This is a genomic window from Nonomuraea fuscirosea, from assembly GCF_003001935.1.
GTDB lineage: Bacteria > Actinomycetota > Actinomycetes > Streptosporangiales > Streptosporangiaceae > Nonomuraea > Nonomuraea fuscirosea.
Map to the genome: position 1 here is coordinate 72,798 of NZ_PVNG01000030.1, position 26,459 is coordinate 99,256.

Genomic DNA, 26,459 nt, shown 5'->3' on the forward strand with positions numbered 1-26,459 from the left:
CCGTGCCGTGCGACCGCGATCCGCGGCTGACAAGGGCGGGGCGGCCGGGATAGGAAGTAATCATGCTGAACAGACGGACCCTGCTCGGCGCCGGAGTGTTGTCCGGGGTCGCGGCGTGCACGGCGGACTCCCCCAAGCCGAGACCGGCCGCCACGGCCTTCGACCCGGCCGACTGGGCGTCCGTCAGAGCCCAGTTCGCCCTCGACCCGGCCGCCGCGCACTTCGCCGCGTTCGTGCTGGCGCCCGCCCCGGCGCCGGTCCGGCAGGCGATCGCGACGCACCGCGACGCCCTGGACGCCGACCCCGAGTACACCCCGCCCGGCGGCGAGTTCCCCGACACGACGGTACGCGAGGCCGCCGCCCGCTACCTGGGCGCCGAACCGGGCGGGATCGCGCTGACCGACAGCACCACGATGGGCCTCGGCCTGCTCTACTCCGGTCTCGGCCTGCGCCCCGGCCAGGACGTGCTGACCACCGAGCACGACTTCCTGGCCACCCACGAGGGCCTGCGCCTGATGGCCGCGCGCACGGGCGCGAAGATCCGCAAGGTCGAACTGTACGAGGACCCGGCCCGTGCCTCGGCCGACCGCATGGTGTCGGCGATCAAGGAAGGGCTGGGCCCGCGCACCCGTGTGGTGGCGATCACCTGGGTGCATTCGAGCACGGGCGTGCGCGTGCCGGTGCGGGCCGTCGCCGACATGCTGGCCGAGGTGAACCGGGGCCGCGACGAGCACGACCGGGTGCTGCTGTGCGTGGACGGGGTGCATGGGTTCGGCGCCATGGCCGACGGCGTGGCGGATCTGGGCTGTGACTTCCTGGCCAGCGGTACGCACAAGTGGCTGTTCGGGCCGCGCGGCACGGGCATCGTGTGGGGCCGCGACTGGGAGCCGGTGGCCCCGATCGTGCCCAGCTTCAGCGCGGCGGCGTTCAACGCCTGGCAACTGGGCGGCGAGCCGACGGCCAGCACGGCGGATCTGGTCACGCCCGGCGGCTACAAGGCGTTCGAGCACCGGTGGGCGATGCCGCAGGCGTTCGCGTTCATGATGGGGATCGGCAAGGACCGCGTCCAGCAGCGCACCCAGGAGCTGGCCACCAGGCTGAAGGCCGGGCTGGCCGGGATCTCCCACGTCACGCTGGCCACGCCGCAGGCGCCGGAGCTGTCGGCGGGGCTGGTCTGCTGCGCGATCACCGGCATGCAGCCGCTCCAGGCGGTGGAACGGCTGCGCGCGAAGAAGGTGCTCACCAGCGTGACCCCGTACAGCCACTCGCTGCTGCGTTTCGGCACGAGCATCGTGACGACGCCCGAGCAGGTCGATCTGGCGATCAAGGCGGTGGAGGAGCTGGTATGAACGAGGCCGAGCCGTACGGGCCGCTGATCGGCACCCACGTCCGGGTGCTGACCTGGAACGTGTGGGGCAAGTCCGGCCCGTACGCGCGCCGGGCGAAGGTGATCGAGAAGGTGGTGCGCGAACACGACCCCGACGTGGTCACGCTGCAGGAGTGGGCAGGCCAGACACTCGGCTACGAACACGTGACCGCGGAGGGGGCCGCGTGTGCGGTGTTGTCGCGCTGGCCGATCACGCGGCGGGAGGAGGGCCGCCTGCCGGGCGGTGACCTCCCCGGCAGCGCGCTGTTCTGCGAGCTGGCCGGCCCGCGCGGCCCGTTACAGGTCTTCAGCGTCATCATCGGCGCGTACCGGCTGGACGAGTCGGGGGCGCGGCAGGAGCAGGTACGGGCGCTGACCGCGTTCGTCGGCGAGGTCGCCTCACGCCGGCGTCCCGCGCTGGTCTGCGGCGACTTCAACGCCGGGCCCGACAGCGACGAGATCAGGATGCTGACCGGCCGCACCGTGCCGCCGACCCCCGGCGTGGTCTTCTACGACGCGTGGGAGGTGGCCGGCGACGGCGGCCCGGGTCACACCTGGTCCGACGCCAACCCATGGGCGCGGCCCGGCCTGTATCCGCCACGCCGCTTCGACTACGTCCTCAGCGCCTGGCCGCGAGCCGGCGGCGCGGGACATCCGGTGCGCTGCGAGGTCGTGGGCAACGGCCCGTACCCGGGCTCCGACCACTACGCCGTCCTGGCCGAACTCCGCTACTGACCAGACGCGCAACCACCGCATCCGCTGCGCTGCGAGGTCGTGGACGACGGCCCGGACCCGAGCACACAGCCACTCCACCCATGCACATCGCCCACCAACCCCACCGACCCCCACCCCTCATCGGCCGCGCAGCCGCCATTCGGTCGCGGAGGTCAGAGCCAGCCCTGGGTTCTGGCTCGTTGGACGGCCTCGATGCGGTTGCGGGCCCGGGTCTTCTGGATCGCCGCGGACAGGTAGTTGCGGACCGTGCCCTCCGACAGGTGCAGCCGGGCCGCGATGTCGACGATCGTCGAGCCGTCGGCCGCCGCGGCCAGCACGTCGCGCTCGCGCGGCGACAGCGGGTTGGGCCCGGCGCTGAGTGCGGCCGCGGCCAGTCCGGGATCGATCACCCGCTCCCCCGCGTGCACCCGCCGGATGGCCGCCGCCAGCTCCCTGGCCGGACTGTCCTTGACCAGGAACGCCACCGCCCCGGCCTCCATGGCGGTGCGCAGGTAGCCGGGCCGTCCGAAGGTGGTCAGGATCATCACCCGGCACGCCGGCACCCGTTCGGTGATCTTCGCGCAGGCGGTGAGCCCGTCGGCGCCGGGCATCTCGATGTCGAGCAGCGCGACGTCGGGCCGCACCTTGACCGCGACGGCCAGCGCCTCGTCACCGTCCGCGGCCTCGCCGGCGACCTCGATGTCGGGCTCCAGACCCAGGAGCGAGGCCAGCGCACCACGGATCATGCCCTGATCCTCGGCCAGCAGCACCCGGATCATGCGCCCGCCTTCGTCACGGCCGGAATCCGTACCCACGTCACGCGTCCGCCCCGGCCGGGATCCGTACGCGGAGCGCGTGGCCACCGGCCGGCTCGGGGCCGGCCATGACCGTGCCCCCCGCGCTCGTCACCCGCTCGGACAGCCCGCTCAGGCCGCTCCCCGGCGTGTAGGGGCCGGTGCCGTCCTTCCCGTCGTCCACGATCTCCAGCATGGCGTGCGTGCCCCCGTACGTCAGCCTGATCTCGCACCGGGTGGCCCGCGCGTGCCGTACGACGTTGGTGGTGCCCTCGCGCACGATCCAGCCGAGCAGCCCGTCGAGCGGTTCGGCGGGCGGTTCGGCGGGCGGTTCGGCGGGCGGTTCGGCGGGCGGTTCGGCCGGCGTGCCCACGCCCAGGCTCGTGTCCCGGGTTTCGGTGCCGGGCAGCCGGCCCGTGGTGCGGACCTCCGCGCGTACGCCGGCCGCCGCCAGCACGGTCCTCGCGTTGTCGAGCTCTTCGGCCAGGCTGCGCTGCCGGTAGCCGGTGACCGCCTCGCGCACCTCGACCAGCGCCTTCCTGGCGACCGACTCGATGTCCCCGATCTCCTGGAGCACCCGCGGCGACCGTTCGGCCAGCCGCCCGGCCAGCTCGCTCTTGAGCACGATCAGCGACAGGCTGTGCCCGAGCAGGTCGTGCAGGTCGCGGGCGATGCGCAGCCGCTCCTCGGCGGCGGCCAGCCGGGCCACCTCGTCCTGGGCGCGATGCAGCTCGACGGTCAGCGTTCTGGTGTTGCGGACGCTGATGAACAGCACGCCGAGGGTCACTACCTGCATGCCGAGGACGATGACGGTCTCGGGCGTGCTGCCGGTGATGAACCCCGCGGCCAGGATCGTCAGCAGGCTCAGCGCCATGCCCCCGAGCGCCCACAGGGCCGGCAGCGCGAACCCGTACAGCACGACGCTGTAGACCGGCAGGCTCATCCAGGAGCCGGCGAAGACGAGCGCGCCGGTCATCCCGAGCACGGTGGTGAGCGCGAGCAGCGGATAGGTCCAGCGGCTGCGCTCCAGGAAGCTCCTGGAGCTGAGCACCGTGCCCAGGAACGACGCGACGAACGCGACGAGCAGCAACCCCGCCCAGACGGCCCGCGCTCCGGTGAGCGCGCCGGTGACGATCTCCGCGATCGGGAAGACCAGGTAGACCATCCCGGCGGACGTGCCCAGCAGCCGCCTCCCGCGCGAGGCGCCCCCGTCGGCCCGCCCGAAGGTGATCCTGTCGGCGAAGCTCACCCTCGTACGGTAGCGCGCCGGTAGAGGTAGGCCGCCGCCCCGCCCAGGACGACCGCCCACCCGGCCACGACCAGCACGTCCATCGCGTCCACCCCGTGCCCGCCGGCCAGGCTCCACCCGAGGCTCGCGTAGTGGAAGGAGGGCGTGAGCTCGGCGACGGTCTTCATCGTGGCGCCGAAGATCTCCGGCGGGAACCACAGCCCTCCGGCGATGGCCAGGGCGAACATGCACACCATCGAGGCCGGCTGGGCCGCGTCGGCGGACAGCGCCGAGCCGAGGGCGAGCCCCAGCGCGATGAACGGCACGGTGCCCAGCCACATGGCCGGCAGCAGCGCCACCCACCGGCCGGGCGGCAGCGACACGCCCTGCTGCACCACCGCCGCCACGCTCACCAGCAGCAGCGAGGGCAGGACGAGCGCCAGCGCGGTGCTGATCTTGGCCACGATGACGGCCCAGGACGGCAGCGGGGTGATCTGGAGCTGGCGCAGCCAGCCGGACTGCCGCTCGGTGGCCAGCGGCACGGCCGAGCTCATCATGGACGAGGCCAGCGCGCCGTAGGCGGCCATCGACACCATGAGGATCACGTTGTAGCCGAGCCCGGAGCCGGCGGTCTCGTCGCCGTAGATGTTGGCGTTGATCAGGTACAGCGCGACGGGGAAGGCGACCACGAAGACGAGGTAGCGCCGGTTGCGCAGCATGCGCACGATGTCGGCCCTGGCGAAGTGGATCATCGGGACTCCCGGGTGAGCTGGAGGAAGGCGGCTTCGAGGTCGGCGCCGGTGAGGGTGAGGCCGCGTACGTCGAGCGCGGTGCCCCGATACAGCCCGTCGAGGGTGGCGTCGGGGTCGGAGGTGTGCAGGGTGGCCGTGCCGCCGGCGACCTCCACGGCGGTGACGCCGGGCAGCCGGTCCAGGCCGGCCGCGGGCTGCTCGCCGAGGACGAAGCTGACGGCCTGGCCGCCGGCGTCGGCCTTGATCTGGGCGGCGGTGCCGTCGGCGGCCAGCCGTCCCCTGGCGATGACGATCACCCGGTCGGAGTGCTCGTCGGCCTCCTCCATCTGGTGGGTGGCGAACAGCACGGTCCTGCCGCCGGCCGCGTAGTCGTGCATGCTCGCCCAGAACCGCAGCCTGGACTCCACGTCCATGGCCGCGGTGGGCTCGTCGAGCAGCAGGATTCTGGGCGCGCCCGCGACGGCCAGGGCGAACCTGACCCGCTGGGCCTGCCCGCCGGACAGCCTGCCGGCCCGCCGCCCGGCCAGCTCGGTCAGGTCGGCGAGGCTGAGCAGCTCGTCGAGGGCGAGCGGGTCGGGGTAGAGCCGGCGGACGAGGTCGATGAGCTCCTTGACGGTCAGCTCGGGGATGAGCGCGCCGTTCTGCAGCATGGCCCCCATCTGGCCGGCCCTGACCGCCTCGGCCGGAGTGCCGCCGTGTACGCGGACCGCGCCCGACGAGGGCAGCAGGAGACCGAGCAGCAGGTTGATGGAGGTCGACTTGCCGGCGCCGTTGGGCCCCAGCAGGGCCACCGTCGTGCCGGGCTCGATGCTGAGCGAGAGGTCGTCGACGGCGAGCACGGCCCCGTAGTGCTTGCTGACGTGATCGAACTCGACCGCGTTGGAGGTGGATCGCATACCTCGAACGCTATGGCGGGGCGGGCGGCCGGCATCAGTGCGATCCCTCCGCCGTTGACCATGACATTTGTCAGATCACCCGCCCCGCCGGAGCGTTGTCAGAGGCGGCAGGCGTAGATGTCGGTGACCAGGATGGCGCGCCCGCCGATGTCCCAGAGCTTGTCCATCACCTGCTGGTGGCCCTTGCGCCGGACCATGGCCCGCACCGCGACCCAGCCCTCACGGTGCAGCGGCGAGACGGTGGGCCCCTCCATGCCGGGGGTGAGCGCGATGGCCTCCTCGATGCGCTCGGCCCGGATGTCGTAGTCCATCATCACGTAGTCGCGGGCGTGCACGACGCCCTGGAAGCGGCGTACGAGCTGCTCGACGCCCTGGGTGTCGGGCACGCCCTGCCGCCTGATCAGCACCGCCTCCGAGCGCATGATCGGCTCGCCGAAGACCTCCAGGCCGACGTTGCGCAGCGTGGTGCCGGTCTCGACCACGTCGGCCACGGCGTCGGCGACGCCGAGCCGGATGGCGGTCTCGACGGCTCCGTCGAGCTTGATGACGCGGGCGTCGACGCCCTGGTCGGAGAGGTATTTCTCGAGCAGTCCCGCGTAGGAGGTGGCGATGCTCCGGCCGTTGAGGTCGGCCACCGACGTCATCGCGCCGGCCGTGGTGGCCAGCCGGAACGTGGAGTCGCCGAAGCCGAGCGGCATGATCTCCTCGACCGGGGCGCCGGAGTCGACCAGCATGTCGCGGCCGGTGATGCCCACGTCGAGGGTGCCCTCGCCGACGTAGACGGCGATGTCGCGGGGGCGCAGGAAGAACAGCTCGCAGCCGTTGGCCTCGTCGACCAGGACGAGTTCCTTGCTGTCGCGGCGCGAGCGGTAGCCCGCCTCTTTCAGCATGCTCTGGGCGGCCTCGCTGAGCGCGCCCTTGTTGGGTACTGCCAGACGCAGCATGTCAGGTCCTTACGTGTCTCGCTTCCGTCATCTCCCGGGTGCCGGGCGCCTGGGCGCCCTAGAGATGCTTGTAGACCTGGTCGAGGCCGATGCCCTTGGCGATCATGAGCACCTGAACGTGGTAGAGGAGTTGCGAGATCTCCTCGGCGGCCCTGTCGTCTGACTCGTGCTCGGCCGCCATCCAGCTCTCGGCGGCCTCCTCGACGACCTTCTTGCCGATGGCATGGACGCCGGCGTCGAGCGCGGCCACGGTGCCCGAGCCCGCGGGCCGGGTCCGGGCCTTCTCGGACAGCTCGGCGAACAGCTCTTCGAAGGTCTTCATGATCTCTCTCGTCGGTCGGCTGCGTGCCTGATAAGCCTAGTCTGCGTCATGGGGTGACGCCGCCCCGCGTCCGCCACGCGAGACGCCACAAGACGACGGTGCGAGACGACGTGCGAGACGGTGGGCGAGACGGTGGGGATGACAGGGGGACGACGCGAGCACCCGGCCGGAAACGGCACTGCCCGCCGCACCTGAGAAAGGCACAGCGGGCAGTGTCGTGAAATGTCGCGGTATGTCGCGGTGTCAGGCGCGGTCAGCGCTCGAAGCGACGCCCCGAGTTACGGCGGAAACCACCGTTGCCACGGTCGTCCGGACGCCCGCCGCCACCGCCGGAGCGGTAGCCGTCACGCGGCGCGCGGTCGTCGGAGCGCACCCCGCGCTCGCGGTCGGCCGAGAACGGCCGGCCACGGTCGGAGGCGTAACGGCCGCCCCGGTCGTCGGACCGGTAGCCGCCACCGCCGCTGCGCTGCCCGCGGTCGTCCTGCCGGAACGGGCGGTCGTCGGAGCGGTAGCCGCCCCGAGCGGGCCGGCTGTCACGGCGGCGGTCGTCGCCGATCGGGCGCTGCTCCTGCGTACGCCCGAACGGCCGCTCACCCTCGCCGTGCCGGCGCGGACGCCGGTCGTCGCCGGAGGTGAAGGGACGCTCGTCGTCGTGCCGGCGCGGACGCCGGTCGTCACCGGACGCGAACGGGCGGTCGCCGTCCTCGTGCCGGCGCGGACGGCGGTCGTCGCCGGAGCCGGGGCCGAACGAGCGCTCGCCGTCGTCGTGCCGGCGCGGGCGGCGCTCACCGTCGAAATCCCGGCGGCCCCGCCCCCTGCCCCTGCGCTCGGACGAGCCGCCCTCGCGGCGCGGGCGCAGCGGCTTGCGGACGTCGGGCTCCCACACGGGAACGGCCTCGCCGCTCGGCGTGCGGGACCCGGTCACCTCGGCGAGGCGAGGGTGGCCGGGCGTGGCCTTGAGCCGGAACGGGTGGATCCCGGCGCGGCGGGTGAGGGCGTCGGTCGAACGGCGCTCGTTGGGCAGCACCAGCGTGACGACCGTGCCCTTCTCGCCGGCGCGGGCCGTGCGGCCGCCCCGGTGCAGGTAGCTCTTGTGGTCCTGCGGCGGGTCCACGTGCAGCACCAGGCTGATGTTGTCCACGTGGATGCCGCGGGCCGCGACGTCGGTGCAGACGAGCACGTTGACGGAGCCCTCACGGAACTCGGCGAGGATGCGGGTGCGCTGGTTCTGGCGCTTGCCGCCGTGCAGGCCGCCCGCCTTGACGCCGACCCTGGCCAGTTGCTTGCACAGCCGGTCCACGCCGTGCTGGGTGCGGACGAAGATGATCGTACGGCCCTCGCGGTTGGCGATCTCGGCCGTGACGTCGAACTTGTCGTCGCGCGACACCTGCATCACGTGGTGCTCCATGGTGTCGACCGGCGAGGTCGCCGGGGCCACGGAGTGGGTGATCGGGTCCTTGAGGAAGCGCTGCACCAGCTTGTCGACGTCGCCGTCGAGCGTGGCCGAGAACAGCAGCCGCTGGCCGTCGGCCGGGGTCTGCGCGAGCAGGTCGGTGACGACGGGGAAGAAGCCGAGGTCGCACATGTGGTCGGCCTCGTCGAGGACGCTGACCTCGACGTCGCCGAGCGAGCACTCACCCTGGCGGATGAGGTCGCCCAGGCGGCCGGGGGTGGCGATCACGATGTCGACGCCGCGGCGCAGCGCCTCGATCTGCTTGCCCATGGACATGCCGCCGACGATGACCTTCATACGCAGCCCGAGGCCGCGCCCGAGGGGCTCGAGAGCGTCGTGCACCTGGAGGGCGAGCTCGCGGGTGGGCACGAGGATCATCGCGTGCGGACGCCCGGGGGCGGGCCGCACACCGGCGATGCGCGCCATGGTGGGCAGGCCGAAGGCGAGGGTCTTGCCCGAGCCGGTCTGGCCGCGCCCGAGGACGTCGTGGCCGGCGAGCACGTCGGGGATCGTCGCGCTCTGAATGGGGAACGGGCTGTCGAAGCCCAGCTTGGCCAGTCCGTTGAGGAGCGGCTTGGGCAGGCCCAGCAGCTCGAACTCGGACGGGCCCGGCCCAGCGTTGGTCTCGGCGTTCGTCTCAGGGGAGGTTTCGCCGATCGTGGGCATGACAGCGTCAAGCATGGTCACGAAATTCGTGCCTTTCCGTCGAAGTGGCGCGTCACTTCTGCGAAAGGACGAGCCGGGACGTGCGGCTCCTGGCCGCACACGTTCAGGGCGCCCGCCATGAGGGCGGGATGAAAATGAGGGGGCACACCCGGCACCGGCCGCAGGCGATGCGTGACGCGCGATGAGACGTCAGGTGTTCCTGTTTTCCAACGCCGGGGATATTATCGGATATTCCCCGGCCAGGGGCACGGACTTTCCGGAACCCGCTATGGCACGCTGAAACGGCTGACGATTTACGCCAGCCGTGACAGCGGAAAAGATCAGACGTTGAAGCCTAGCATACGCAGTTGCTCGCGCCCCTCGTCGGTGATCTTGTCAGGGCCCCACGGCGGCAGCCAGACCCAGTTGATCTTCACATCCGAGACCATGCCGTCGAGCGCCGAGTGGGCCTGGTCCTCGATGACGTCGGTCAGCGGGCAGGCCGCGCTGGTCAGCGTCATGTCGATGGTGGCCACGGGCTGCCCGCCGTCGGACGGGTCGAGGTTGAGCCCGTAGATCAGGCCCAGGTCGACGACGTTGATGCCGAGCTCGGGGTCGACGACGTCCTTGAGCGCCTCCATGACCTCTTCGGCGGTCGCGTCACCGTCGTAGCCGGTCGGGGTCTCCACAGGCTTGCTCATTCGGCAGCACTCCTCACAACAGCGTCCTTGTACGCCATCCACGAAAGCAACGCACATTTAACACGCGCCGGGAACTTGGCCACGCCCGCGAACGCGACCGCGTCGCCGAGGACCTCCTCGTCGGCCTCGACCTTCCCCCGGCCCTGCATGAGCCGGGTGAACTCGTCGACCACGGAGAGCGTCTCGGCGACCGTGGCGCCGGTGGCCAGCTCGTGCAGCACCGACGCGGCGGCCTGGCTGATCGAGCAGCCCTGACCTTCGTAGGAGACGTCCAGAACCTTGCCCGCGTCGCCCACCTTGACCCTGAGCGTGATCTCGTCGCCGCACGTCGGGTTCACGTGGTGAACCTCGGCGTCGTACGGCTCACGAAGCCCGCGCCCCTGCGGGTGCTTGTAGTGCTCCAGGATCAGCTCCTGGTACATCGACTCGCCGATCATGGCTATGCGAACACCTTCTGAACGTGATGGAGGCCGCGCACCAGGGCGTCGATCTCGCCCGTGGTGTTGTACAGGTAGAACGACGCCCGCGTGGTCGCGGGTATTCCGAAGCGCAGGTGCAGCGGGCGCGCGCAGTGGTGCCCGACGCGTACGGCGACCCCGAACTGGTCGTCCAGGATCTGCCCGACGTCGTGCGGGTGGATGCCCTCCAGCGTGAACGACACCGTGCCCCCGCGCCCTTCGAGCGTCTCGGGGCCGATGACGCGCAGGGTGGGCACCTCGCGCAGGGCGTCGAGCGCGTAGGCCGTCAGCGTGCGCTCGTGCGCCTCGACGGCCTCCATGCCGACCTCGGTGAGGTAGTCGACCGCCGCGCCGAGCCCGATGGCCTCGACGATCGGCGGCGTGCCCGCCTCGAACTTGTGCGGGATCGGCGCGTACGTCGAGCGGTCCATCCAGACCGCCTCGATCATCTCGCCCCCGCCCAGGAACGGCGGCATGGCCTCCAGCAGCTCGCCGCGCCCCCACAGCACGCCGATGCCGGAGGGGCCGACCATCTTGTGGCCGGTGAAGGCCACGAAGTCGGCGCCCAGCGCGGTCACGTCGACCGGGTGGTGCGGCACGGACTGGGAGGCGTCGAGCGCGACCAGCGCGCCTGCCTCACGGGCCCGCGCGGCCACCTCGGCCACCGGGTTGACGGTGCCCAGCACGTTGGACTGGTGCGCGATCGAGACGATCTTCGTCCGCTCGGTGATGAGCTCGGGCGTGTAGTCGAGCCGCCCGTCGTCGGTGACGCCGAACCACTTCAGCGTCGCGCCGGTGCGCTGCGCGAGCAGCTGCCACGGCACGATGTTGGAGTGGTGCTCCATCTCGGAGATGACGATCTCGTCACCGGGGCCGAGGGTGAAGCGCGGATCGGTGTTGACCGGGTTGCCGAAGGAGTAGGCGAGCAGGTTGAGCGCCTCGGAGGCGTTCTTGGTGAAGATCACCTCGTCGCGCGACGGCGCCCCGACGAAGCCCGCGATCTTGTCGCGGGCGTTCTCGTAGGCGTCGGTCGACTCGGCGCCGAGCACGTGCATGGCGCGCCCGACGTTGCTGTAGTGCAGCGCCAGGTGCTCCCGCATGGTCTCGATGACCTGGTTGGGCTTCTGTGAGGAGTTGCCCGAGTCGAGATAGACGAGCGGACGCCCGTCGGGCAGCTCGCGGGAGAAGATCGGGAAGTCTTCCCTGATCTTCTCCACATCGAAGCTGTGTGAAGTCATGCAGACGCCTTCGTGTACTGCTCGTAGCCCTCGGCCTCGAGCTTGTCGGCCAGTTCGGGCCCGCCCTGCTCGACGATCCGGCCGGCCGCGAAGACGTGCACGAAGTCGGGCTTCACGTAGCGCAGGATGCGGGTGTAGTGCGTGATCAGCAGCACGCCGGTGTCGCCGGAGGCGCGGAAGCGGTTGATGCCCTCGGAGACCACGCGCAGCGCGTCGACGTCGAGGCCGGAGTCGGTCTCGTCGAGCACCGCGATCTTCGGCTTGAGCAGCTCCATCTGGAGGATCTCGTGGCGCTTCTTCTCGCCGCCGGAGAAGCCCTCGTTGAGGTTGCGCTGGGCGAAGGCGGGGTCGATGGACAGGGCGTCCATGCCGCCCTTGAGGTCCTTGGCGAACTCGCGCAGCTTGGGCGCCTCGCCGCGGACGGCGGTGACGGCCGAGCGCAGGAAGTTCGACACGGACACGCCGGGGACCTCGACGGGGTACTGCATGGCCAGGAACAGACCGGCGCGGGCCCGCTCGTCGACGGACAGCTCCAGCAGGTCGACGCCGTCGAGCAGCACCTGGCCGCCGGTGACGGTGTACTTCGGGTGGCCGGCGATGGCGTAGGCGAGGGTCGACTTGCCCGAGCCGTTGGGGCCCATGATGGCGTGGGTCTGCCCGGCCTGGACGGTCAGGTTGACGCCGCGCAGGATTTCCTTGTCCTCGACGGCGACCTGCAGGTCACGAATCTCTAGGGTGGACATGTGCTTAGGACTCCTTCGAGAGCGAGACGAGCACGTCATCGCCGTCGATCTTGACTGTGTAGACGTTCACGGGCTGGGTCGCGGGCGGCCCGGTGGGCTTGCCGGTCTGGATGTCGAAGCACGAGCCGTGCAGCCAGCACTCCAGGGTGCCGTCGTAGACCTCCCCCTCGCTGAGCTTGACCTCGGCGTGGGAGCAGACGTCGTGCAGGGCGAAGACCTCTTCGCCCCTGCGGACCAGCGCCACCGGCGTCTCGTCCGCGCCGACCTCGACACCGAGGACGCCCCCTTCGGGGATGTCCTCGACCTTGCACACCTTCTCGAAGCTCATCGAACGGTCTCCGCGACGGGCTCGGCCGCCTCGGCGACGGACTCGGCGGTGTTGAGCTCCGCCTCCAGGGCGTTCATGACGCGCTCGCGGATCTCGTCGATCTGGATCTTCTCGATGAGCTGGCCGAGGAAGCCCCGCACGACCAGGCGGCGGGCCTCGTCGTAGGGGATGCCGCGGGCCTGGAGGTAGAAGATGTGCTCGTCGTCGAGCCGGCCGGAGGCGGAGGCGTGCCCCGCTCCGGCGACCTCGCCGGTGAGGATCTCCAGGTTGGGCACCGAGTCGGCGCGGGCGCCGTCGGTGAGGATGAGGTTGCGGTTGAGCTCGTACGTGTCGGTGCCCTCGGCCTCGACCCTGATGATCACGTCGCCGATCCAGACGGCGTGCGCCCGGTCGCCCTGGAGGGCGCCGCGGTAGTCGACGTTGCTCTTGCAGTTGGGCTGCGAGTGGTCGACCAGGAGGCGGTGCTCCAGGTGCTGGCCGGCGTCGACGAAGTAGACGCCCGACATGTCGGCGTCGCCGCCGGGGGCGGTGTAGGTGACGCTGGGCGACAGGCGGACGAGGTCGCCGCCGAACGTCACCACGAAGCTGCGGAACGTCGCGTCCTTGGCCAGCGAGGCGTGGTGGGAGGAGACGTGCACGGCGTCGTCGTCCCAGTCCTGGAGGCTGACGACCCTGAGGCTGGCGCCGTCGCCGACGACGAACTCGATGTTGTCGGCGTAGACGGCGCTGCCCTTGTGGTCGAGCACGAGCACGGCCTCGGCCATCGGCTCGACCTTGACCACGATGTGGCCGTAGGCGGCGCCGTCGCCGGTGCCGGTCAGCGTGAGCACGGTGGGCTTGGAGGTGACGGCCTCGCGCGGCACCGTGATCACGGTGGCCTTCTCGAAGCTGTTCCACGCCTGGGCGCTGACCCGGTCGGCCGGCATGAACGACTTGCCCACGCGGGCGTCGTCGCGGCCGACCGTCTCGACGGTGACCTCGGGTGCGGCCTCGACGTCGACCCGGACGTGCCCGGCGGCCTCGGCCTTGCCGTTGTGCAGGCCCTTCAGGCGGGCCAGCGGCGTGAAGCGCCACGCCTCCTCGCGCCCGGTCGGGACGTCGAAGTCGGCCAGGTCGTAGGACGCCTTCTCGTGCAGGGTCGACAGGGGCTTCTCGTTCAGGCCCATCAGCCGACGGCTCCTTCCATCTGCAGCTCGATCAGCCGGTTGAGCTCGAGCGCGTACTCCATGGGCAGCTCACGCGCGATCGGCTCGACGAAGCCGCGCACGATCATCGCCATCGCCTCGTCCTCGTCGAGGCCGCGGCTCATGAGGTAGAAGAGCTGGTCCTCGCTGACCTTGGAGACCGTGGCCTCGTGACCCATCGAGACGTCGTCCTCGCGGACGTCGACGTAGGGGTAGGTGTCGGAGCGGCTGATCTGGTCGACCAGCAGCGCGTCGCACTTGACGGTGCTGGCGCTGCCGTGGGCGCCCTCCTCGATCTGCACGAGACCGCGGTAGGAGGTGCGGCCGCCGCCGCGCGCCACCGACTTGGAGATGACGCTGGAGCTGGTGTTGGGCGCCAGGTGCACCATCTTGGAGCCGGCGTCCTGGTGCTGGCCCTCGCCGGCGAACGCGACGCTCAGGGTCTCGCCCTTGGCGTGCTCGCCCATGAGGTAGACGGCCGGGTACTTCATCGTGACCTTGGAGCCGATGTTGCCGTCGATCCACTCCATGGTCGCGCCCTCGTAGGCGACGGCGCGCTTGGTGACCAGGTTGTAGACGTTGTTGGACCAGTTCTGAATGGTCGTGTAACGGCAGCGGGCGTTCTTCTTCACGATGATCTCGACGACCGCGCTGTGCAGCGAGTCGGAGGAGTAGATCGGCGCGGTGCAGCCCTCGACGTAATGCACGTAGCTGTTCTCGTCGACGATGATCAGCGTCCGCTCGAACTGGCCCATGTTCTCGGTGTTGATCCGGAAGTAGGCCTGCAGCGGGATCTCGACCTCGACGTTCGGCGGCACGTAGATGAACGAGCCACCGGACCACACGGAGGTGTTGAGCGCGGCGAACTTGTTGTCGCCCACCGGGATCACCGAGCCGAAGTACTCCTTGAAGAGCTCCTCGTGCTCCTTCAGGCCCGTGTCGGTGTCGACGAAGATGACGCCCTTCTCCTCAAGGTCCTCACGGATCTTGTGGTAGACGACCTCCGACTCGTACTGGGCGGCGACGCCGGCGATGAGGCGCTGCTTCTCCGCCTCGGGGATGCCGAGCTTGTCGTAGGTGTTCTTGATGTCGGCGGGCAGCTCGTCCCAGGAAGCGGCCTGCTTCTCGGTCGAGCGCACGAAGTACTTGATGTTGTCGAAGTCGATGGCGGTGAGGTCGGAACCCCAGGTCGGCAGCGGCTTCCTGTCGAACAGGCGGAGGCCCTTCAGGCGAAGGTCGAGCATCCATTCCGGCTCGTTCTTGAGTCCGGAGATGTTGCGGACGACCTCCTCGGACAGGCCTCGCTTGGCCGCCGCGCCCGCGGCATCCGGGTCGGCCCAGCCGAACTTGTAATTCCCGAGGCCTTCCAGCTCCGGGCGGTCGGTGACAGTCACCTTCCGGTCTCCTTGCTCTTGTCTCTATGTGCGGAATCGCTCAGCGACTGCGGCGACACGTGCGTCGTGCACACCCCGTCGCCGTGGGCGATCGTGGCCAGGCGCTGCACCGGCGTGCCGAGCAGCTGCGCGAACGCCTCCGTCTCGGCCTCACACAGCTGCGGGAACTCCGCGGCCGCGTGCGCCACCGGGCAGTGGTGCTGGCAGAGCTGGTCGCCGCCGGACTTGGCCTTGCTGGCCGAGGCGGCATACCCCTCCGCCGACAGCGCCTGCGCCAGCACCTGCACGCGCTGGTCCGCCGGCACCGCCCGCATGGCCGGCTCCAGCCGCTCCAGCAGGCTCGACACCTGCTCGCGGGCGAAGTCGGCCACGGCTTGCTCTCCCATGCGCTCGGCCAGGAAACGCAGCGCGCTCCCGGCCAGGTCGTCATAGGCGTGCTCGAAAGCACTCCGCCCCGCGTCGGTGATCGCGAACAGCTTGGCGGGCCGTCCGCGCCCGCGTTGCCCGCGGGGGCGTACCGTACGAGGCTCGATCATCCCGTCGGCCAGCAGCGCGTCGAGGTGACGCCGGACGGCGGCGGGCGTGAGCCCGAGCCGCTCGCCGAGTGCCGCGGCCGCGACGGGACCATGCTCAAGAATCAGCCTGGCGACGCGGGCGCGGGTGCCGCGCTCGTGGCCTGGCTCCATCGTGGGCATGTTTTTCACAACATCAGTGTGCCGTAATTCCTTCCCGCTTTCCAAACGGATCCGAGCAGGGGCGGGAATGGAATTTGTCACGCAGGGTAGCCTTACCTAACTTTTGCCCGGCTCAGGAAGGTGAACGTGAGCACCGAGCACAGGATGAGCCCGAGCATGACACACGCCATGGGCACGGCGGTGCCGGATCCGGCAAGTCCGACCAGCGGGGCCGCGGCGGCGCCCAGCGCGAACTGCAGCACCCCCGTCAGGGCCGAGGCGCTGCCCGCGACGTGCGCGGGCTGGGAGCCCAGGGCCAGCGCGCCGGTGCCGGGCAGGGTCAGGCCCTGGCCCAGCATGAGGACGAAGAGCCCGGCCACGATGCCCCACAGGCCGAGACCCGCCAGCGCGGCGGCCATCAGCAGGACCGCGCCGGTCAGGCCGACGCCGAGCCCGACGCGGACCAGCAGGACGGGCGGCACCCGTCCCGACAGGCGGCCGCCGAGCTGGGCGGTGCCGGTCAGGGCCAGGGCGTTGAGGCCGAAGATGAGCGAGTACTGCTGGGGCGTGGCGCCGTACACCTCCTGGAGCACGAACGGCGAGCCCGAGATGTAGCCGAACATGGCGCCGAACGCCAGCCCGCCGGTGAGGGCGTAGCCCATGAACGTGCGGTCGCGCAGCAGTTGCCAGAACGTGCGCGCGGTGTGCGCGAGCCCGCCGCTCTCCCGCGCGGCGGGGGGCAGCGTCTCGCGTACGCCCGACAACACCGCCAGCAGCAGCACGACCCCCGCGATGCTGAGCGCGACGAACACGCCCCGCCACGAGGTGAACGCGAGCAGCTGCGCCCCGGCGATCGGGGCCAGGATCGGTGCCAGGCCGCTGACGAGCATCAGCGTGGCGAAGATGCGGGCGATGGCGGCCCCGTCGTACAGGTCGCGCACGACGGCCCGCACGATGACCAGCGCGGCGCCGCCCAGCATGCCCTGGAGCAGGCGGAAGGCGATGAGCATCGGCACCGAGGGGGCGAACGCGCACAGCAGCGAGGCGAGCATGAACCCGGCCACGCCCACCATCAGCGGCACCCGCCGCCCGCGCACGTCGCTGAGGGGACCGGCGATGATCTGCCCCACGGAGACGCCGATGAGGCAGGCGGTGAGCGTGAGCTGGACCTGCGCGGGCGCGCTGAGCATCTCGGAGGTGATGGCCGGCAACGCGGGGAGGTACATGTCGATGGAGAGCGGCCCGATCGCCGACAGCGCTCCGAGGATCAGCAGCAGCAGGCCGCGGCGGCGCTTGTGCTCCCCCTCGACGGTGGAGACGGTGGACATGGCTGCGGGCGTGGCTTCTGCCACGGACATGCGTGAACCCCTTTCCCTCGCAGACCTGTGGCCCACGAGGGCCGAGGGATCCAACCCCGTTCCGGTCCTCCTAATTCCCGGTTATCAGATATTTCCGGATCTGCCGTGCTCGGCGGGAGATGACGCCCGGCCCATGCGGTCATGCTCACCTGACGCCGGAACCGTCGGACGGAGTCCCTAAACTCGTGGCATGGACTCCCCAGCCGTCGAGATCGTCGACCTGGTCAAACGCTACGGCGGCAGCACCGCCGTCGACGGCCTCACGCTGCGGGCCGAACGCGGAGCGGTCACCGCGGTGCTCGGCCCCAACGGCGCGGGCAAGACGTCCACGGTGGAGATCTGCGAGGGCTTCCGCACCGCCGACGCGGGCACGGTCAGAGTGCTCGGCCTGTCCCCCACGCGGCCCGAGCTGCGCGCGCGGGTGGGCGTGATGCTGCAGGCGGGCGGCGTGCCCCCGGCGATGCGCTGCGCCGAGTGGCTGCGGCTGGTCTCGCGCTTCTACGCCGGCCCGCTCGACACCGCGGCGCTGCTGGCCCGGCTGGGCCTCACCGACCACGCCCGCACCCCCTACCGGCGGCTGTCCGGCGGTCAGCAGCAGCGGCTCTCGCTGGCGGCGGCCGTCGTCGGCCGGCCCGAGCTGGTCTTCCTCGACGAGCCGACGGCGGGCCTCGACCCGCAGGCCAGGCACGCCTGCTGGGAGCTGGTGGCCGAGCTGCGCCAGGCGGGCGTGTCGGTGGTGCTGACCACGCACCACATGGACGAGGCCGAGCGCCTGGCCGACCACGTGGTGATCATCGACAGGGGGCGCGTGGTGGCCGAGGGCAGCCCCGCCTCGCTGACCGGGGCCGAGCGCCAGCTCCGGTTCAGGGCCAGGCCGGGGCTGGGCCTGGAAGAGCTGCTCAACGCGCTGCCCGCGGGCAGCGCGGCCAAGGAGTCGCCCTCCGGCCACTACATCATCGAGGGTCAGGTGGGGCCCGAGCTGCTGGCCACGGTGACGGCCTGGTGCGCGGCCGAGGGCGTCACCGCCGACGACCTGCGCATCGAACGGCGCACCCTCGAAGACGTCTTCCTCGAACTGACCGGCAGGGAGCTGCGATGACCACGCCGGGCCGGTCCCTGCCACCCACCCGCCGGGGAGCCGCGATGACCACGCTCGACCGGTTCCTGCCATCTACCCGCCGGGAGTCGCGATGACCACGCTGGACCTCACGCCCGCGCCCGGCGCGGCGCCGTTCGGGCGCATGGTGCTGGCGCAGGCGGGCGCGGAGATCCGCGCGATGCTGCGCAACGGCGAGCAGCTCCTGCTGACCCTGGTCATCCCCGTGCTGCTGCTGACCGGCTTCTCGCTGGCGCCGCTGATCGACGTCGGCGGCGGGCGGCGGGCCGACTTCCTGGTCCCCGGCGTGCTGGCGCTGGCGGTCATGTCCACCGCCTTCACCGGGCAGGCCATCGCGACCGGGTTCGAGCGCCGTTACGGCGTGCTCAAGCGGCTGGGCGCCACACCGCTGTCCAGGAGCGGGCTCATGCTCGCCAAGACGACGGCGGTCGTCGGCGTGGAGGCGGTCCAGGCGGTCATCATCGTGGCCGTGGGGCTGGCGCTGGGCTGGCGGCCGCAGGGATCGTTCCTGGCCGCCGCGCTGCTGATCGTGCTGGGCACGGCGGCCTTCAGCGGGCTGGGGCTGCTCATGGCGGGCACCCTGCGCGCCGAGGCCACGCTGGCCGGCGCCAACCTGGTCTACCTGGTGCTGCTGGGGGCGGGCGGGGTGATGTTCCCGCTGACGAAGTTCCCCGAGGGGCTGCGGCCGGTCCTGGAGGCGCTGCCCATCTCCGCGCTCACCGGCGGGCTGCGCGCCGTGCTCTCCCAGGGCGCCGCGCTTCCGCTCGCCTCCGTGGTCGTGCTGGTCGTGTGGGCGGCGCTGTCCCTGGCGCTGGTCTCCCGCACCTTCCGCTGGGAGTGAGCCGGCCCGCTGGCGCGACCCGGCCGCTCGGGTACGCGGGCGCTCGGGTACGCGGGCGCCGGCGGTGCGGGCTACTCGGGCTGGGGTTCCGGGCGGGCGGCGCGCAGGGCGCCGTAGCGGCGGCGGCCGAGCGCGGCCGCGGCGGTCAGCGGGATCGCCGCTACCGCGGCCAGGCCGAACAGCAGCGCGTAGCGCCCGTCCTCGGCCAGCGGCCCGGCCGCCCACGAGGCGACCGCGCTGCCCACGAACAGGGAACAGGCGAAGAACGCGATCGTCGTCCCCCTGGCCTCGGGCACGACCGAGGTGGCCCAGGTCTGCAACGAGGAGTGCAGGAACGACCAGCCGCCGCCCAGCAGCAGCGCGGTGACGGCCACGGACGGCACGCTGACGTTCACCGTCACGATCGCGAAGCCCACGCAGAGCTGCGCGCCGCCCACGACCATCAGCAGCGGTACGGGCCAGCGGCCGGACAGGTGCTTGACCAGCTTGGCGAAGGCCCACAGGCCCAGCCCGTACGCGGTGATGGCCAGGCCGGCCACGGCAGCGGCGAGGCCGGTGTGCTGCAGCGCGGGAGCCAGGAACGGCATGGCGCCGAGCATGATCGCCCCCTCGGTGAAGGCGAGCGCGAACACCAGCAGCGCCCACCGCTGCCGCAGCACCGCCCCCAGGTAGCCGCCCACGCCCCGGCCGTCGTTCCCTTCGTGGCGGGGCGGCTCGGGCAGCGCGCGCAGCGCGACCGCGCAGATCAGCGCGAAGACGGCGGGCACGGTGAAGGCCACCCGCCAGTTCACCAGACCGGCGACGACCCCGCCGAGCCCGGTGGCCAGCGCGGTGCCGAGCGCGGCCGCGGCCATGAGGTCGGTGAGCGCCCGCTGGCGCACCTCGGCGCGTACGGTGTCGCCCACGTACGTCAGCCCCGTCGGGATGACCGCGCCGAAGCAGGCGCCGGTCACGACCCTGGCCACCACGAGCGTCGCCAGCACGGGCATCAGCGCCGAGACCGCCCCGGCCACGGCGGCGCCGAACAGCGCCCAGCGCATGACCCGCACGCGTCCGAGCCGGTCGGACAGCAGCCCCCACAGCGGCTGGGTCAGCCCGTACGCGAGGTAGTAGCCGCTCGCGGCGGCCACCGCGCCCGACAGGGAGACGCCGAGATCGTCGGCGATGAGCACGAGCATCGGGCTCACCGCGAAGCGGTCGAAGCTGCTGATGAACGCGGCCACCGACAGGGGCAGGGGCGGGCGGACGAGACTCACGGGAGGAGCGGGGGTCGTCATGGGTCCACGGTTCGTTGGCCTGGATGAATGACCCGATCAACAGTAGTACAGCCGCAAAACGGGAATGTCGGCGGGCCCGAGTAAGCTCTGACGGTTGCCCCCTCGCATCCGCCAGAGGAGTCCTGTGACCGCCTTCGCCCTCGACGACCCGTACGACCGCGGCTCCGGCCTGCCCAGGCCGGGCAGCCTGCTGCGCAGCGCGGCCGACTCCATCCCGCCCAGCGGGCTGGTGGTGCTGGCGATCTTCTCCGTGCAGCTGGGCGCCGGGTTCGCCAAGGAGCTGTTCGCGGCGCTGCCGCCGAGCGCGGTGGTGTTCCTGCGCATCACGGCGGGGGCGCTCATCATGGGGGCGTTCGCCAGACCCAGGCTGAAGGGGCTGGCGTGGCGCGACTGGGCGGTGGGCCTCGGCTTCGGCCTGACGCTGGCCCTGATGAACCTGTCCTTCTACGAGGCCCTGTCGCGGCTGCCCATGGGGATCGCGGTGGCCATCGAGTTCCTCGGGCCGCTGGGTGTGGCGGTCGCGGCGTCGCGGCGGCGGGTCGACCTGGTGTGGGTCGGCCTGGCGGCGGCCGGGGTCGCGCTGCTGGCCCCGTGGGGCGGGTCGGCCACGGTGCAGTGGGCCGGCATCGGGTTCGCCGTGCTGGCCGCCCTGGGGTGGGCCGCCTACATCCTGCTGTCGGCCGCCGCCGGGCGGCGTTTCCCCGGCACGACCGGGCTCTCGTTCGCGATGATCGTCTCGGCGGTGGTGATCGCCCCGGTCGGGGCCACGACCGGCGGTGCCGAGCTGCTGCGGCCCGAGCTGCTGCTGATCGGGCTGGGCGTGGGGCTGCTGTCGTCGGTGATCCCCTACTCGCTGGAGTTGCAGGCGCTGCGGCGGATGCCCAAGCACGTGTTCGGCATCCTGATGAGCCTCGAACCGGCCGTGGCGGCGCTAATCGGGGTGCTGCTGCTGAGCGAGCTGCTGCACGTGCAGCAGTGGGCGGCGATCATCTGCATCGTGGCCGCCAGCCTCGGCTCGACGCGGGCCGCCCGGCGGGTGAAATAGCGCGGGACGGCCGGAAAGCGCGGCCGCCGCGCGCCCGTTGGATGGGGTCCCGGGCGCGCGGCGGAGGGCTCGGCCTCGGTGGGCGGGGTGTGCCGAGCCCGCGAAGGTCAGCGGAGTGCGGGTGTCCGCTTGACCAGGCGGATGCCACCACCGGAGCGGCATGGTGGCCGGTCCGACGGGGACGAGATGGCGAGCCGACGGCGATCGCGCTGAGGCGTTTGCCCGGTCGGCCCGCAAATGAGATTACCGCCTGAGGGGAGCGTCTGATCCCCGAATGTCGGAACTCGCGCCGCCCGGCCGGCGGTCAGTGCTCGGCCCAGATGCCCCTGACATGTCCGATGTGCTCGGCCATGAGGGTGCCGACCGCCTCGCTGTCGCCGCGGCTGAGCGCGTCGAGCAGTTCGAGGTGCTCCCTGGCCGAGCCGCCCAGCGTGCCGCGTTCCGACAACTGCGACAGGCCGTAGAGCCTGGCCCTGTTGCGCAGGTCGCGCACCACCGACACCAGGTGGGCGTTGCCGCACAGCGACAGCAGCTCGACGTGGAAGCGCAGGTCGGCGTCCACGTACGCGAGCAGGTCGCCGCGTTCGCTGGCCGCGACGATCTCCTCGGCGATGGGCCGCAGCCGCTCGAACTCCTCCGCCCGCGAGCTGTCGGCCAGCCTGGCCACCGTGGGCACCTCGATGAGCTGGCGGATCTCGGTGAGCTCGTCGAGGTCGCGGTCGGACAGCTCGGTGACCCGGAAGCCCTTGTTGCGCACCGCCTCGACCAGGCCCTCCTTGGCCAGGTCGAGCATCGCCTCACGGACGGGCGTGGCCGAGACGCCGAACTGGGCGGCCAGCACCGGCGCCGAGTAGACGACCCCCGGCCGCATCTCCCCCGTGATCAGCGCCGCCCGCAGCGCGTGCGCGACCTGCTCGCGCAGGCTCTGCCGCTCCCCCACCATCGGCAGGTCGAGCCGGTCCTCGGCAGCCATCCGCCCATCCTCTCTGTTCACGCCGCGTAAGCGTCTACGTCCACGCCTCGTATGCGGCAGCCGCGACCACGAGGTCCTCCCACGCCATGCCCGTGCTCTTGAACACGCGCGGCCCCGGGCCGATGATCACCTGTCCGGTGATCAGGTCGGCGAGGTTTCCGGCGAGATGGCGGGAGGAGATCGTACCCCGGCTCATCGGGATGATGACGTCTCCGGCCTCCTCCAGGGCGGCCGCCCTGGCCTCGACGACCACGGTGGCCCGCGCGACGAGGTCGCCGTCGAGCTCGCGGGCGCCGGGCTCGTGCGAGCCGACCGCGACGACGGTGGCGCCGTCGCGGGTGAGCTTACCGGGGAACAGCGGTCGCCTCGCGGTGGTGCAGCAGGCGACGAGATCGGCCTGCGCCAGCGCTTCCGCCAGCCCCTCCGTCAGCGGCCGCGCCACCTGCTCGTCCGGCCCTGACCTGCCGTCTTCGGTCGCTTGAGCGGACGTCGTGGGGCTGGGGCTTGTGCGGCCCGCGGGAGTTGTGGGGTCGTTCGCGGGGTTGGTGAGGGCGCGCGCGGTCAGGCCCAGGGCGCGGCAGCGGGCGGCCAGCGCCTCCGCCCGTCCGGCGTCCCGCCCGACCACGGTGACGTCCTTGACCGGCCGCACCTCCCGCAGTGCCAGCACGTGCCCGTACGCCTGCGGCCCGCTGCCGAACACCACCAGCCGCCGCGCCCCCGGCTCCGCCAGGTGCCGCACGGCCAGGGCGGAGACGGCGGGCGTGCGCAGCGAGGTGAGCGCGATCCCGTCCATGGCCGCCAGCGGGGTCAGGGTGTCGCCGTCGAACAGCAGGTACGTCCCCTGGATGCGGGGCAGCCCGCGCTCCGGGTTCGCGGGCGCGATGCTGACCGCCTTGACGCCGGCGTACCGGCGGGTGGCGGCGGGCATGAGCAGCAGTTGCCCGGCGGGCACGTCCACGACCGGCCGCTGCGGCGTGGCCTCGGGGTCGAGGCCGGCGCGCAGCGCCTCCTCCAGGACGGTGACGGCCCGTCCCATCGGCACCAGCCGCTCCAGGGTGGCCGCGTCCAGGTACGGCAGGCCGCTCATCGCAGCGTGAACCCGGTTGGGAACGGATCGGCGGGGTCGAGCTCGAAGGTGTGCCGCCCCGTCCGGTACGCCATGCCGTCGATCTCCACGACCACTCCTCGATCGGTCTCCTCCGCGACACGCGCGGTGAAGACGCTGCCCACGATGCTCAGGTGGATGAGCTCGCCCGTCTTGCCCTCGTCGTGCAGCAGGGCCATCCTGGCCGCGGTGCCCGAGCCGCAGGGCGAGCGGTCCACCTCACCGTCGGCGAACACGGTGACGTTCCGCTGCCGCCTGACCCCGCCATCGCCACCGCCACCGCCATCGCCACCATCGTCGGGCAGCTCGTCGTGGAAGATCACCCCGTACACGCCGGACAGCCGCTCGTCGTCCGGATGCCTGGCGGCCGGATGAGCGGCGAGCTCCGCCTTGATCCGGCGGGCGTGGCCGATGAGGGCGTCCAGGTGGTGGGGCTCGACCGACAGCCCGACGGCCGAGGCGGGCAGGGAGGCGTAGATGGCGCCGCCGTACGCGACGTCCACGGTGGTCCCGGCCACGGGCACGCCGCGGGCGACGACGTACGAGGGCACGTTGACGAAGGTCACGGACTCGACCCGGCCGCCCGACGTGCGCACCCGGGCCTTGACCCGGCCCGACGGCACGTCGACGACCACCTCGGTCACGCTGTCGGGGGCGGCCTCGACCAGGCCCTCCCGCACGGCGTACACGCCGAGTGCGATCGTGCCGTGCCCGCAGGCGGTGGAGAAGCCGTCCTTGTGCCAGAACAGCGCGCCGAACCGCGCGCCCGGGTCGTCCGGCGGGACCAGGAAGCAGCCGTACATGTCGGCGTGCCCGCGCGGCTCGTGACACAGCAGCCGCCGCACGTCGTCGAGCTCGGCCATCGCCGTGCTCCGGCGCGCGAGCACGTCGGAGCCGGCGATCTCCGGCACCCCGCCGGTCACGATCCGGAACGGCTCACCGGCCGTGTGGTAGTCGACCGTCGTGATCGGCCCGGTGATCGGCCCGGTGATCGGCGTGCTCATCAGGGCCGCCCCCTCACAGCTCGAATCCGGCGGGGAACGGGTCACGCGGGTCGAGGAAGTACTGGGCGGTGCCGGTGATCCAGGCCCGCCCGGTGATCGAGGGCAGGACGGCGGGCCGCCCGCCCACCTCGGTCTCCTCCAGTACCCGGCCGATGAACCGGGTGCCGATGAACGACTCGTTCACGAAGTCGCGGCCGATCGGCAGCTCGCCGCGGGCGTGCAGCTGCGCCATGCGGGCGCTGGTGCCGGTGCCGCAGGGCGAGCGGTCGAACCAGCCGGGGTGGATGGCCATGGCGTGCCGCGAGTGGTGCGCGTCGGAGCCGGGCGCGGTGAAGTAGACGTGGTGGCAGCCGCGGATGCGGTCGTCCTCGCGGTGGACGGGCTCGTCGGCGGCGTTGATCGCCTCCATGGTGGCCAGGCCGGCCGCGATGATCTCGTTCTTGGCCTTGCGGTCGAACGGCAGGCCGTAGCGGTCCAGGTCGACGACGGCGTAGAAGTTGCCGCCGTACGCGAGGTCGTACGGGATCTCCCCGAACCCCGGCACGCTCACCGAGGCGTCCAGCCGGTCGCAGTAGGAGGGCACGTTGCGCAGCGTCACGGACATGGCCATGCCGTCCTCGACCTCGACGTCCACCTCGACGAGCCCGGCGGGCACCTCCAGGCGCACGGTCGTGACCGGCTCGACGACCTCGACCATGCCGGTCTCCACCAGCACGGTCGCCACGCCGATGGTGCCGTGGCCGCACATCGGCAGCAGCCCCGACACCTCGATGAACAGCACGCCGTAGTCCGCGTCCGGCCTGGTCGGCGGCTGCAGGATGGCGCCGCTCATGGCCGAGTGGCCGCGCGGCTCGGTCATCAGCAGGGTGCGGATGTGATCGAGGTGGTCGCGGAAGTACACGCGCCGCTCGGCCATGCTCTTGCCCGGGATCACGCCGATGCCGCCGGTGACGACGCGGGTCGGCATGCCCTCGGTGTGGGAGTCGACGGCGTGGAAAACGCGCTTGGTCCTCATCGCAGCCCTTCTGCCAGTGCCTTCTCGGTCGCCGCCCGCACGATAGCCTCCTGCTCGCCGCTCAGCGGCTGCCGGGGCTGCCGGCACGGGCCGCCGTGCCGGCCGGCGACGTCCATGGACAGCTTGATGGCCTGGACGAACTCGGTCTTGGAGTCCCAGCGCAGCAGCGGGTGCAGGGCCCGGTAGAGCGGCAGCGCCGTCTCCAGGTCGCCGGCGACCGCGGCGCGGTAGAGCGCGACGCTGGAGGCGGGCAGCGCGTTGGGGTAGCCGGCGATCCAGCCCACCGCTCCGGCCAGGGCCAGTTCGAGCAGCACGTCGTCGGAGCCGATCAGCAGGTCGAGGCCGGGTACCAGCTCGGCGATCTCGTACGCGCGGCGTACGTCCCCGGTGAACTCCTTGACCGCCACGATCAGCCCCTCCTCGTGCAGCCTGGCCAGCAGCGCCGGGGTGAGGTCCACCTTGGTGTCGTGGGGGTTGTTGTAGGCCACGACCGGCACGCCCGCCTTGGCGACCTCCCGGTAGTGCTCGACGACCGAGCGCTCGTCGGCGCGGTAGGCGTTCGGCGGCAGCAGCAGCACCGAGCCGCAGCCGGCCTCGCCCGCCTGCTCGGCCCAGCGGCGCGACTCGGCGGCGCCGTACGCGCCCGCCCCGGCCATGACGGCCGGCCCGCCGACGACCTCGACCGCGGTCTCGATCACCTTCGTGCGCTCCTGCGGGGTGAGCGTCTGGTACTCGCCGAGCGACCCGTTCGGCACGACACCGTCACAGCCGTTGGCGACCAGCCACCGGCAGTGCTCGGCGTAGGCGTCGTAGTCGACCGACCGGTCCTCGCGCAGGGGCAGCGCGGTGGCCACCATGACGCCGTGCCAGGGCTTGCTGCGGTTGTCCAT

At 71.8% G+C, this 26,459-nt stretch carries 27 protein-coding genes; 5 read left to right on the forward strand and 22 right to left on the reverse strand.

The window, feature by feature from the left end; all coding sequences use genetic code 11:
- The first annotated feature begins 62 nt into the window (after positions 1-62).
- Both B0I32_RS48775 and B0I32_RS48780 read left to right on the forward strand, forming a co-directional pair.
- Positions 63-1,349 (forward strand): aminotransferase class V-fold PLP-dependent enzyme, encoded by a 1,287-nt coding sequence (locus tag B0I32_RS48775; protein ID WP_106251447.1) that lies wholly within the window; start codon positions 63-65, stop codon positions 1,347-1,349.
- Positions 1,346-2,101, forward strand: a complete 756-nt coding sequence (locus B0I32_RS48780; RefSeq protein ID WP_106251449.1) for an endonuclease/exonuclease/phosphatase family protein — start codon at positions 1,346-1,348, stop codon at positions 2,099-2,101. The genes B0I32_RS48775 and B0I32_RS48780 overlap by 4 nt, the downstream gene beginning before the upstream one ends.
- A gap of 152 nt (positions 2,102-2,253) precedes the next feature.
- Here the strand turns inward: B0I32_RS48780 and B0I32_RS48785 are convergent, their stop codons facing one another.
- The 16 genes from B0I32_RS48785 to B0I32_RS48860 all read right to left on the reverse strand — a co-directional run bounded on the left by B0I32_RS48785 (position 2,254) and on the right by B0I32_RS48860 (position 17,192).
- Entirely contained in the window at positions 2,254-2,859 is a 606-nt protein-coding gene (locus B0I32_RS48785) for a response regulator transcription factor (protein WP_106251574.1), read from the reverse strand.
- Positions 2,860-2,896: 37 nt separating this feature from the next.
- The gene (locus tag B0I32_RS48790) at positions 2,897-4,123 is read right to left on the reverse strand and encodes a sensor histidine kinase (RefSeq protein ID WP_106251450.1); all 1,227 of its coding nucleotides are present in this window, start codon (positions 4,121-4,123) and stop codon (positions 2,897-2,899) included.
- Complete coding sequence (locus tag B0I32_RS48795; RefSeq protein ID WP_106251452.1) at positions 4,120-4,854, reverse strand: ABC transporter permease; 735 nt, start codon at positions 4,852-4,854, stop codon at positions 4,120-4,122. Before B0I32_RS48795 ends, B0I32_RS48790 begins: the two co-directional genes overlap by 4 nt.
- The gene (locus B0I32_RS48800) at positions 4,851-5,750 is read right to left on the reverse strand and encodes an ABC transporter ATP-binding protein (protein ID WP_106251454.1); all 900 of its coding nucleotides are present in this window, start codon (positions 5,748-5,750) and stop codon (positions 4,851-4,853) included. Before B0I32_RS48800 ends, B0I32_RS48795 begins: the two co-directional genes overlap by 4 nt.
- A gap of 98 nt (positions 5,751-5,848) precedes the next feature.
- Positions 5,849-6,694 (reverse strand): ATP phosphoribosyltransferase, encoded by an 846-nt coding sequence (gene hisG, locus B0I32_RS48805; RefSeq protein WP_106251456.1) that lies wholly within the window; start codon positions 6,692-6,694, stop codon positions 5,849-5,851.
- A 58-nt stretch (positions 6,695-6,752) separates the two neighbouring features.
- On the reverse strand, positions 6,753-7,016 hold the full coding sequence (locus B0I32_RS48810; RefSeq protein ID WP_020547470.1) for a phosphoribosyl-ATP diphosphatase: 264 nt from the start codon (positions 7,014-7,016) through the stop codon (positions 6,753-6,755).
- A 253-nt stretch (positions 7,017-7,269) separates the two neighbouring features.
- The gene (locus B0I32_RS48815; protein ID WP_106251576.1) at positions 7,270-9,150 is read right to left on the reverse strand and encodes a DEAD/DEAH box helicase; all 1,881 of its coding nucleotides are present in this window, start codon (positions 9,148-9,150) and stop codon (positions 7,270-7,272) included.
- A 305-nt stretch (positions 9,151-9,455) separates the two neighbouring features.
- A complete protein-coding gene (locus tag B0I32_RS48820; protein WP_106251458.1) occupies positions 9,456-9,815 on the reverse strand; it encodes a metal-sulfur cluster assembly factor in 360 nt (119 codons plus the stop codon).
- Positions 9,812-10,252 carry a Fe-S cluster assembly sulfur transfer protein SufU gene (gene sufU, locus B0I32_RS48825; RefSeq protein ID WP_106251460.1) on the reverse strand — a complete coding sequence of 147 codons (441 nt, stop codon included), beginning with the start codon at positions 10,250-10,252 and terminating at the stop codon, positions 9,812-9,814. Before sufU ends, B0I32_RS48820 begins: the two co-directional genes overlap by 4 nt.
- Before the next feature lie 2 nt (positions 10,253-10,254).
- Positions 10,255-11,511: a cysteine desulfurase gene (locus tag B0I32_RS48830; protein WP_106251461.1), complete on the reverse strand. Its 1,257-nt coding sequence runs from the start codon at positions 11,509-11,511 to the stop codon at positions 10,255-10,257.
- The gene (sufC, locus tag B0I32_RS48835) at positions 11,508-12,254 is read right to left on the reverse strand and encodes a Fe-S cluster assembly ATPase SufC (protein WP_106251463.1); all 747 of its coding nucleotides are present in this window, start codon (positions 12,252-12,254) and stop codon (positions 11,508-11,510) included. Before sufC ends, B0I32_RS48830 begins: the two co-directional genes overlap by 4 nt.
- A gap of 4 nt (positions 12,255-12,258) precedes the next feature.
- Positions 12,259-12,582, reverse strand: a complete 324-nt coding sequence (locus tag B0I32_RS48840) for a Rieske (2Fe-2S) protein (RefSeq protein WP_106251464.1) — start codon at positions 12,580-12,582, stop codon at positions 12,259-12,261.
- Positions 12,579-13,748 carry a Fe-S cluster assembly protein SufD gene (gene sufD / locus B0I32_RS48845; protein WP_106251466.1) on the reverse strand — a complete coding sequence of 390 codons (1,170 nt, stop codon included), beginning with the start codon at positions 13,746-13,748 and terminating at the stop codon, positions 12,579-12,581. The genes B0I32_RS48840 and sufD overlap by 4 nt, the downstream gene beginning before the upstream one ends.
- The gene (gene sufB / locus B0I32_RS48850) at positions 13,748-15,160 is read right to left on the reverse strand and encodes a Fe-S cluster assembly protein SufB (RefSeq protein ID WP_106251468.1); all 1,413 of its coding nucleotides are present in this window, start codon (positions 15,158-15,160) and stop codon (positions 13,748-13,750) included. The genes sufD and sufB overlap by 1 nt, the downstream gene beginning before the upstream one ends.
- On the reverse strand, positions 15,157-15,855 hold the full coding sequence (locus B0I32_RS48855) for a helix-turn-helix transcriptional regulator (RefSeq protein WP_106251470.1): 699 nt from the start codon (positions 15,853-15,855) through the stop codon (positions 15,157-15,159). Before B0I32_RS48855 ends, sufB begins: the two co-directional genes overlap by 4 nt.
- A gap of 92 nt (positions 15,856-15,947) precedes the next feature.
- Positions 15,948-17,192, reverse strand: coding sequence for a multidrug effflux MFS transporter (locus B0I32_RS48860; protein WP_106251472.1), 1,245 nt, complete (start codon positions 17,190-17,192; stop codon positions 15,948-15,950).
- 190 nt (positions 17,193-17,382) lie between these two features.
- On the opposite strand from B0I32_RS48860, the gene B0I32_RS48865 reads away from it, so the two are divergent.
- Positions 17,383-18,291, forward strand: a complete 909-nt coding sequence (locus B0I32_RS48865) for an ABC transporter ATP-binding protein (protein WP_106251474.1) — start codon at positions 17,383-17,385, stop codon at positions 18,289-18,291.
- A gap of 91 nt (positions 18,292-18,382) precedes the next feature.
- Positions 18,383-19,150: an ABC transporter permease gene (locus B0I32_RS48870; RefSeq protein WP_106251475.1), complete on the forward strand. Its 768-nt coding sequence runs from the start codon at positions 18,383-18,385 to the stop codon at positions 19,148-19,150.
- Between the two features lie 71 nt (positions 19,151-19,221).
- Here the strand turns inward: B0I32_RS48870 and B0I32_RS48875 are convergent, their stop codons facing one another.
- Positions 19,222-20,427: an MFS transporter gene (locus B0I32_RS48875; RefSeq protein WP_106251477.1), complete on the reverse strand. Its 1,206-nt coding sequence runs from the start codon at positions 20,425-20,427 to the stop codon at positions 19,222-19,224.
- A gap of 124 nt (positions 20,428-20,551) precedes the next feature.
- Here B0I32_RS48875 and B0I32_RS48880 point away from each other — a divergent pair, with 124 nt between their 5' ends.
- Positions 20,552-21,472 (forward strand): EamA family transporter, encoded by a 921-nt coding sequence (locus B0I32_RS48880; RefSeq protein WP_106251479.1) that lies wholly within the window; start codon positions 20,552-20,554, stop codon positions 21,470-21,472.
- A 304-nt stretch (positions 21,473-21,776) separates the two neighbouring features.
- Here the strand turns inward: B0I32_RS48880 and B0I32_RS48885 are convergent, their stop codons facing one another.
- The 5 genes from B0I32_RS48885 to B0I32_RS48905 are packed head-to-tail and all read right to left on the reverse strand — an operon-like array spanning position 21,777 to position 26,459.
- Positions 21,777-22,445 carry a GntR family transcriptional regulator gene (locus tag B0I32_RS48885; protein ID WP_106251480.1) on the reverse strand — a complete coding sequence of 223 codons (669 nt, stop codon included), beginning with the start codon at positions 22,443-22,445 and terminating at the stop codon, positions 21,777-21,779.
- Between the two features lie 34 nt (positions 22,446-22,479).
- Entirely contained in the window at positions 22,480-23,532 is a 1,053-nt protein-coding gene (locus B0I32_RS48890) for an ornithine cyclodeaminase family protein (protein WP_106251482.1), read from the reverse strand.
- Entirely contained in the window at positions 23,529-24,554 is a 1,026-nt protein-coding gene (locus B0I32_RS48895) for a proline racemase family protein (RefSeq protein ID WP_106251483.1), read from the reverse strand. The genes B0I32_RS48890 and B0I32_RS48895 overlap by 4 nt, the downstream gene beginning before the upstream one ends.
- Before the next feature lie 13 nt (positions 24,555-24,567).
- Positions 24,568-25,569: a proline racemase family protein gene (locus B0I32_RS48900; protein WP_106251485.1), complete on the reverse strand. Its 1,002-nt coding sequence runs from the start codon at positions 25,567-25,569 to the stop codon at positions 24,568-24,570.
- Positions 25,566-26,459, reverse strand: a complete 894-nt coding sequence (locus B0I32_RS48905) for a dihydrodipicolinate synthase family protein (RefSeq protein ID WP_106251578.1) — start codon at positions 26,457-26,459, stop codon at positions 25,566-25,568. The genes B0I32_RS48900 and B0I32_RS48905 overlap by 4 nt, the downstream gene beginning before the upstream one ends.

Excerpts from the sequence above, each read along its gene's own strand:
- sufC (WP_106251463.1), bottom strand. The coding sequence starts at position 12,254 with ATGTCCACCCTAGAGATTCGTGACCTGCAGGTCGCCGTCGAGGACAAG.
- B0I32_RS48820 (WP_106251458.1), bottom strand. The coding sequence starts at position 9,815 with ATGAGCAAGCCTGTGGAGACCCCGACCGGCTACGACGGTGACGCGACC.
- B0I32_RS48775 (WP_106251447.1), top strand. The coding sequence starts at position 63 with ATGCTGAACAGACGGACCCTGCTCGGCGCCGGAGTGTTGTCCGGGGTC.
- B0I32_RS48815 (WP_106251576.1), bottom strand. The coding sequence starts at position 9,150 with ATGCTTGACGCTGTCATGCCCACGATCGGCGAAACCTCCCCTGAGACG.
- B0I32_RS48875 (WP_106251477.1), bottom strand. The coding sequence starts at position 20,427 with ATGACGACCCCCGCTCCTCCCGTGAGTCTCGTCCGCCCGCCCCTGCCC.
- hisG (WP_106251456.1), bottom strand. The coding sequence starts at position 6,694 with ATGCTGCGTCTGGCAGTACCCAACAAGGGCGCGCTCAGCGAGGCCGCC.
- B0I32_RS48810 (WP_020547470.1), bottom strand. The coding sequence starts at position 7,016 with ATGAAGACCTTCGAAGAGCTGTTCGCCGAGCTGTCCGAGAAGGCCCGG.
- B0I32_RS48860 (WP_106251472.1), bottom strand. The coding sequence starts at position 17,192 with ATGTCCGTGGCAGAAGCCACGCCCGCAGCCATGTCCACCGTCTCCACC.
- B0I32_RS48905 (WP_106251578.1), bottom strand. The coding sequence starts at position 26,459 with ATGGACAACCGCAGCAAGCCCTGGCACGGCGTCATGGTGGCCACCGCG.
- B0I32_RS48870 (WP_106251475.1), top strand. The coding sequence starts at position 18,383 with ATGACCACGCTGGACCTCACGCCCGCGCCCGGCGCGGCGCCGTTCGGG.
- B0I32_RS48795 (WP_106251452.1), bottom strand. The coding sequence starts at position 4,854 with ATGATCCACTTCGCCAGGGCCGACATCGTGCGCATGCTGCGCAACCGG.
- B0I32_RS48800 (WP_106251454.1), bottom strand. The coding sequence starts at position 5,750 with ATGCGATCCACCTCCAACGCGGTCGAGTTCGATCACGTCAGCAAGCAC.
- B0I32_RS48855 (WP_106251470.1), bottom strand. The coding sequence starts at position 15,855 with ATGCCCACGATGGAGCCAGGCCACGAGCGCGGCACCCGCGCCCGCGTC.
- B0I32_RS48780 (WP_106251449.1), top strand. The coding sequence starts at position 1,346 with ATGAACGAGGCCGAGCCGTACGGGCCGCTGATCGGCACCCACGTCCGG.
- B0I32_RS48865 (WP_106251474.1), top strand. The coding sequence starts at position 17,383 with ATGGACTCCCCAGCCGTCGAGATCGTCGACCTGGTCAAACGCTACGGC.
- B0I32_RS48890 (WP_106251482.1), bottom strand. The coding sequence starts at position 23,532 with ATGAGCGGCCTGCCGTACCTGGACGCGGCCACCCTGGAGCGGCTGGTG.
- B0I32_RS48840 (WP_106251464.1), bottom strand. The coding sequence starts at position 12,582 with ATGAGCTTCGAGAAGGTGTGCAAGGTCGAGGACATCCCCGAAGGGGGC.
- sufD (WP_106251466.1), bottom strand. The coding sequence starts at position 13,748 with ATGGGCCTGAACGAGAAGCCCCTGTCGACCCTGCACGAGAAGGCGTCC.
- B0I32_RS48895 (WP_106251483.1), bottom strand. The coding sequence starts at position 24,554 with ATGAGCACGCCGATCACCGGGCCGATCACCGGGCCGATCACGACGGTC.
- sufU (WP_106251460.1), bottom strand. The coding sequence starts at position 10,252 with ATGATCGGCGAGTCGATGTACCAGGAGCTGATCCTGGAGCACTACAAG.
- B0I32_RS48830 (WP_106251461.1), bottom strand. The coding sequence starts at position 11,511 with ATGACTTCACACAGCTTCGATGTGGAGAAGATCAGGGAAGACTTCCCG.
- B0I32_RS48900 (WP_106251485.1), bottom strand. The coding sequence starts at position 25,569 with ATGAGGACCAAGCGCGTTTTCCACGCCGTCGACTCCCACACCGAGGGC.
- B0I32_RS48785 (WP_106251574.1), bottom strand. The coding sequence starts at position 2,859 with ATGATCCGGGTGCTGCTGGCCGAGGATCAGGGCATGATCCGTGGTGCG.
- B0I32_RS48885 (WP_106251480.1), bottom strand. The coding sequence starts at position 22,445 with ATGGCTGCCGAGGACCGGCTCGACCTGCCGATGGTGGGGGAGCGGCAG.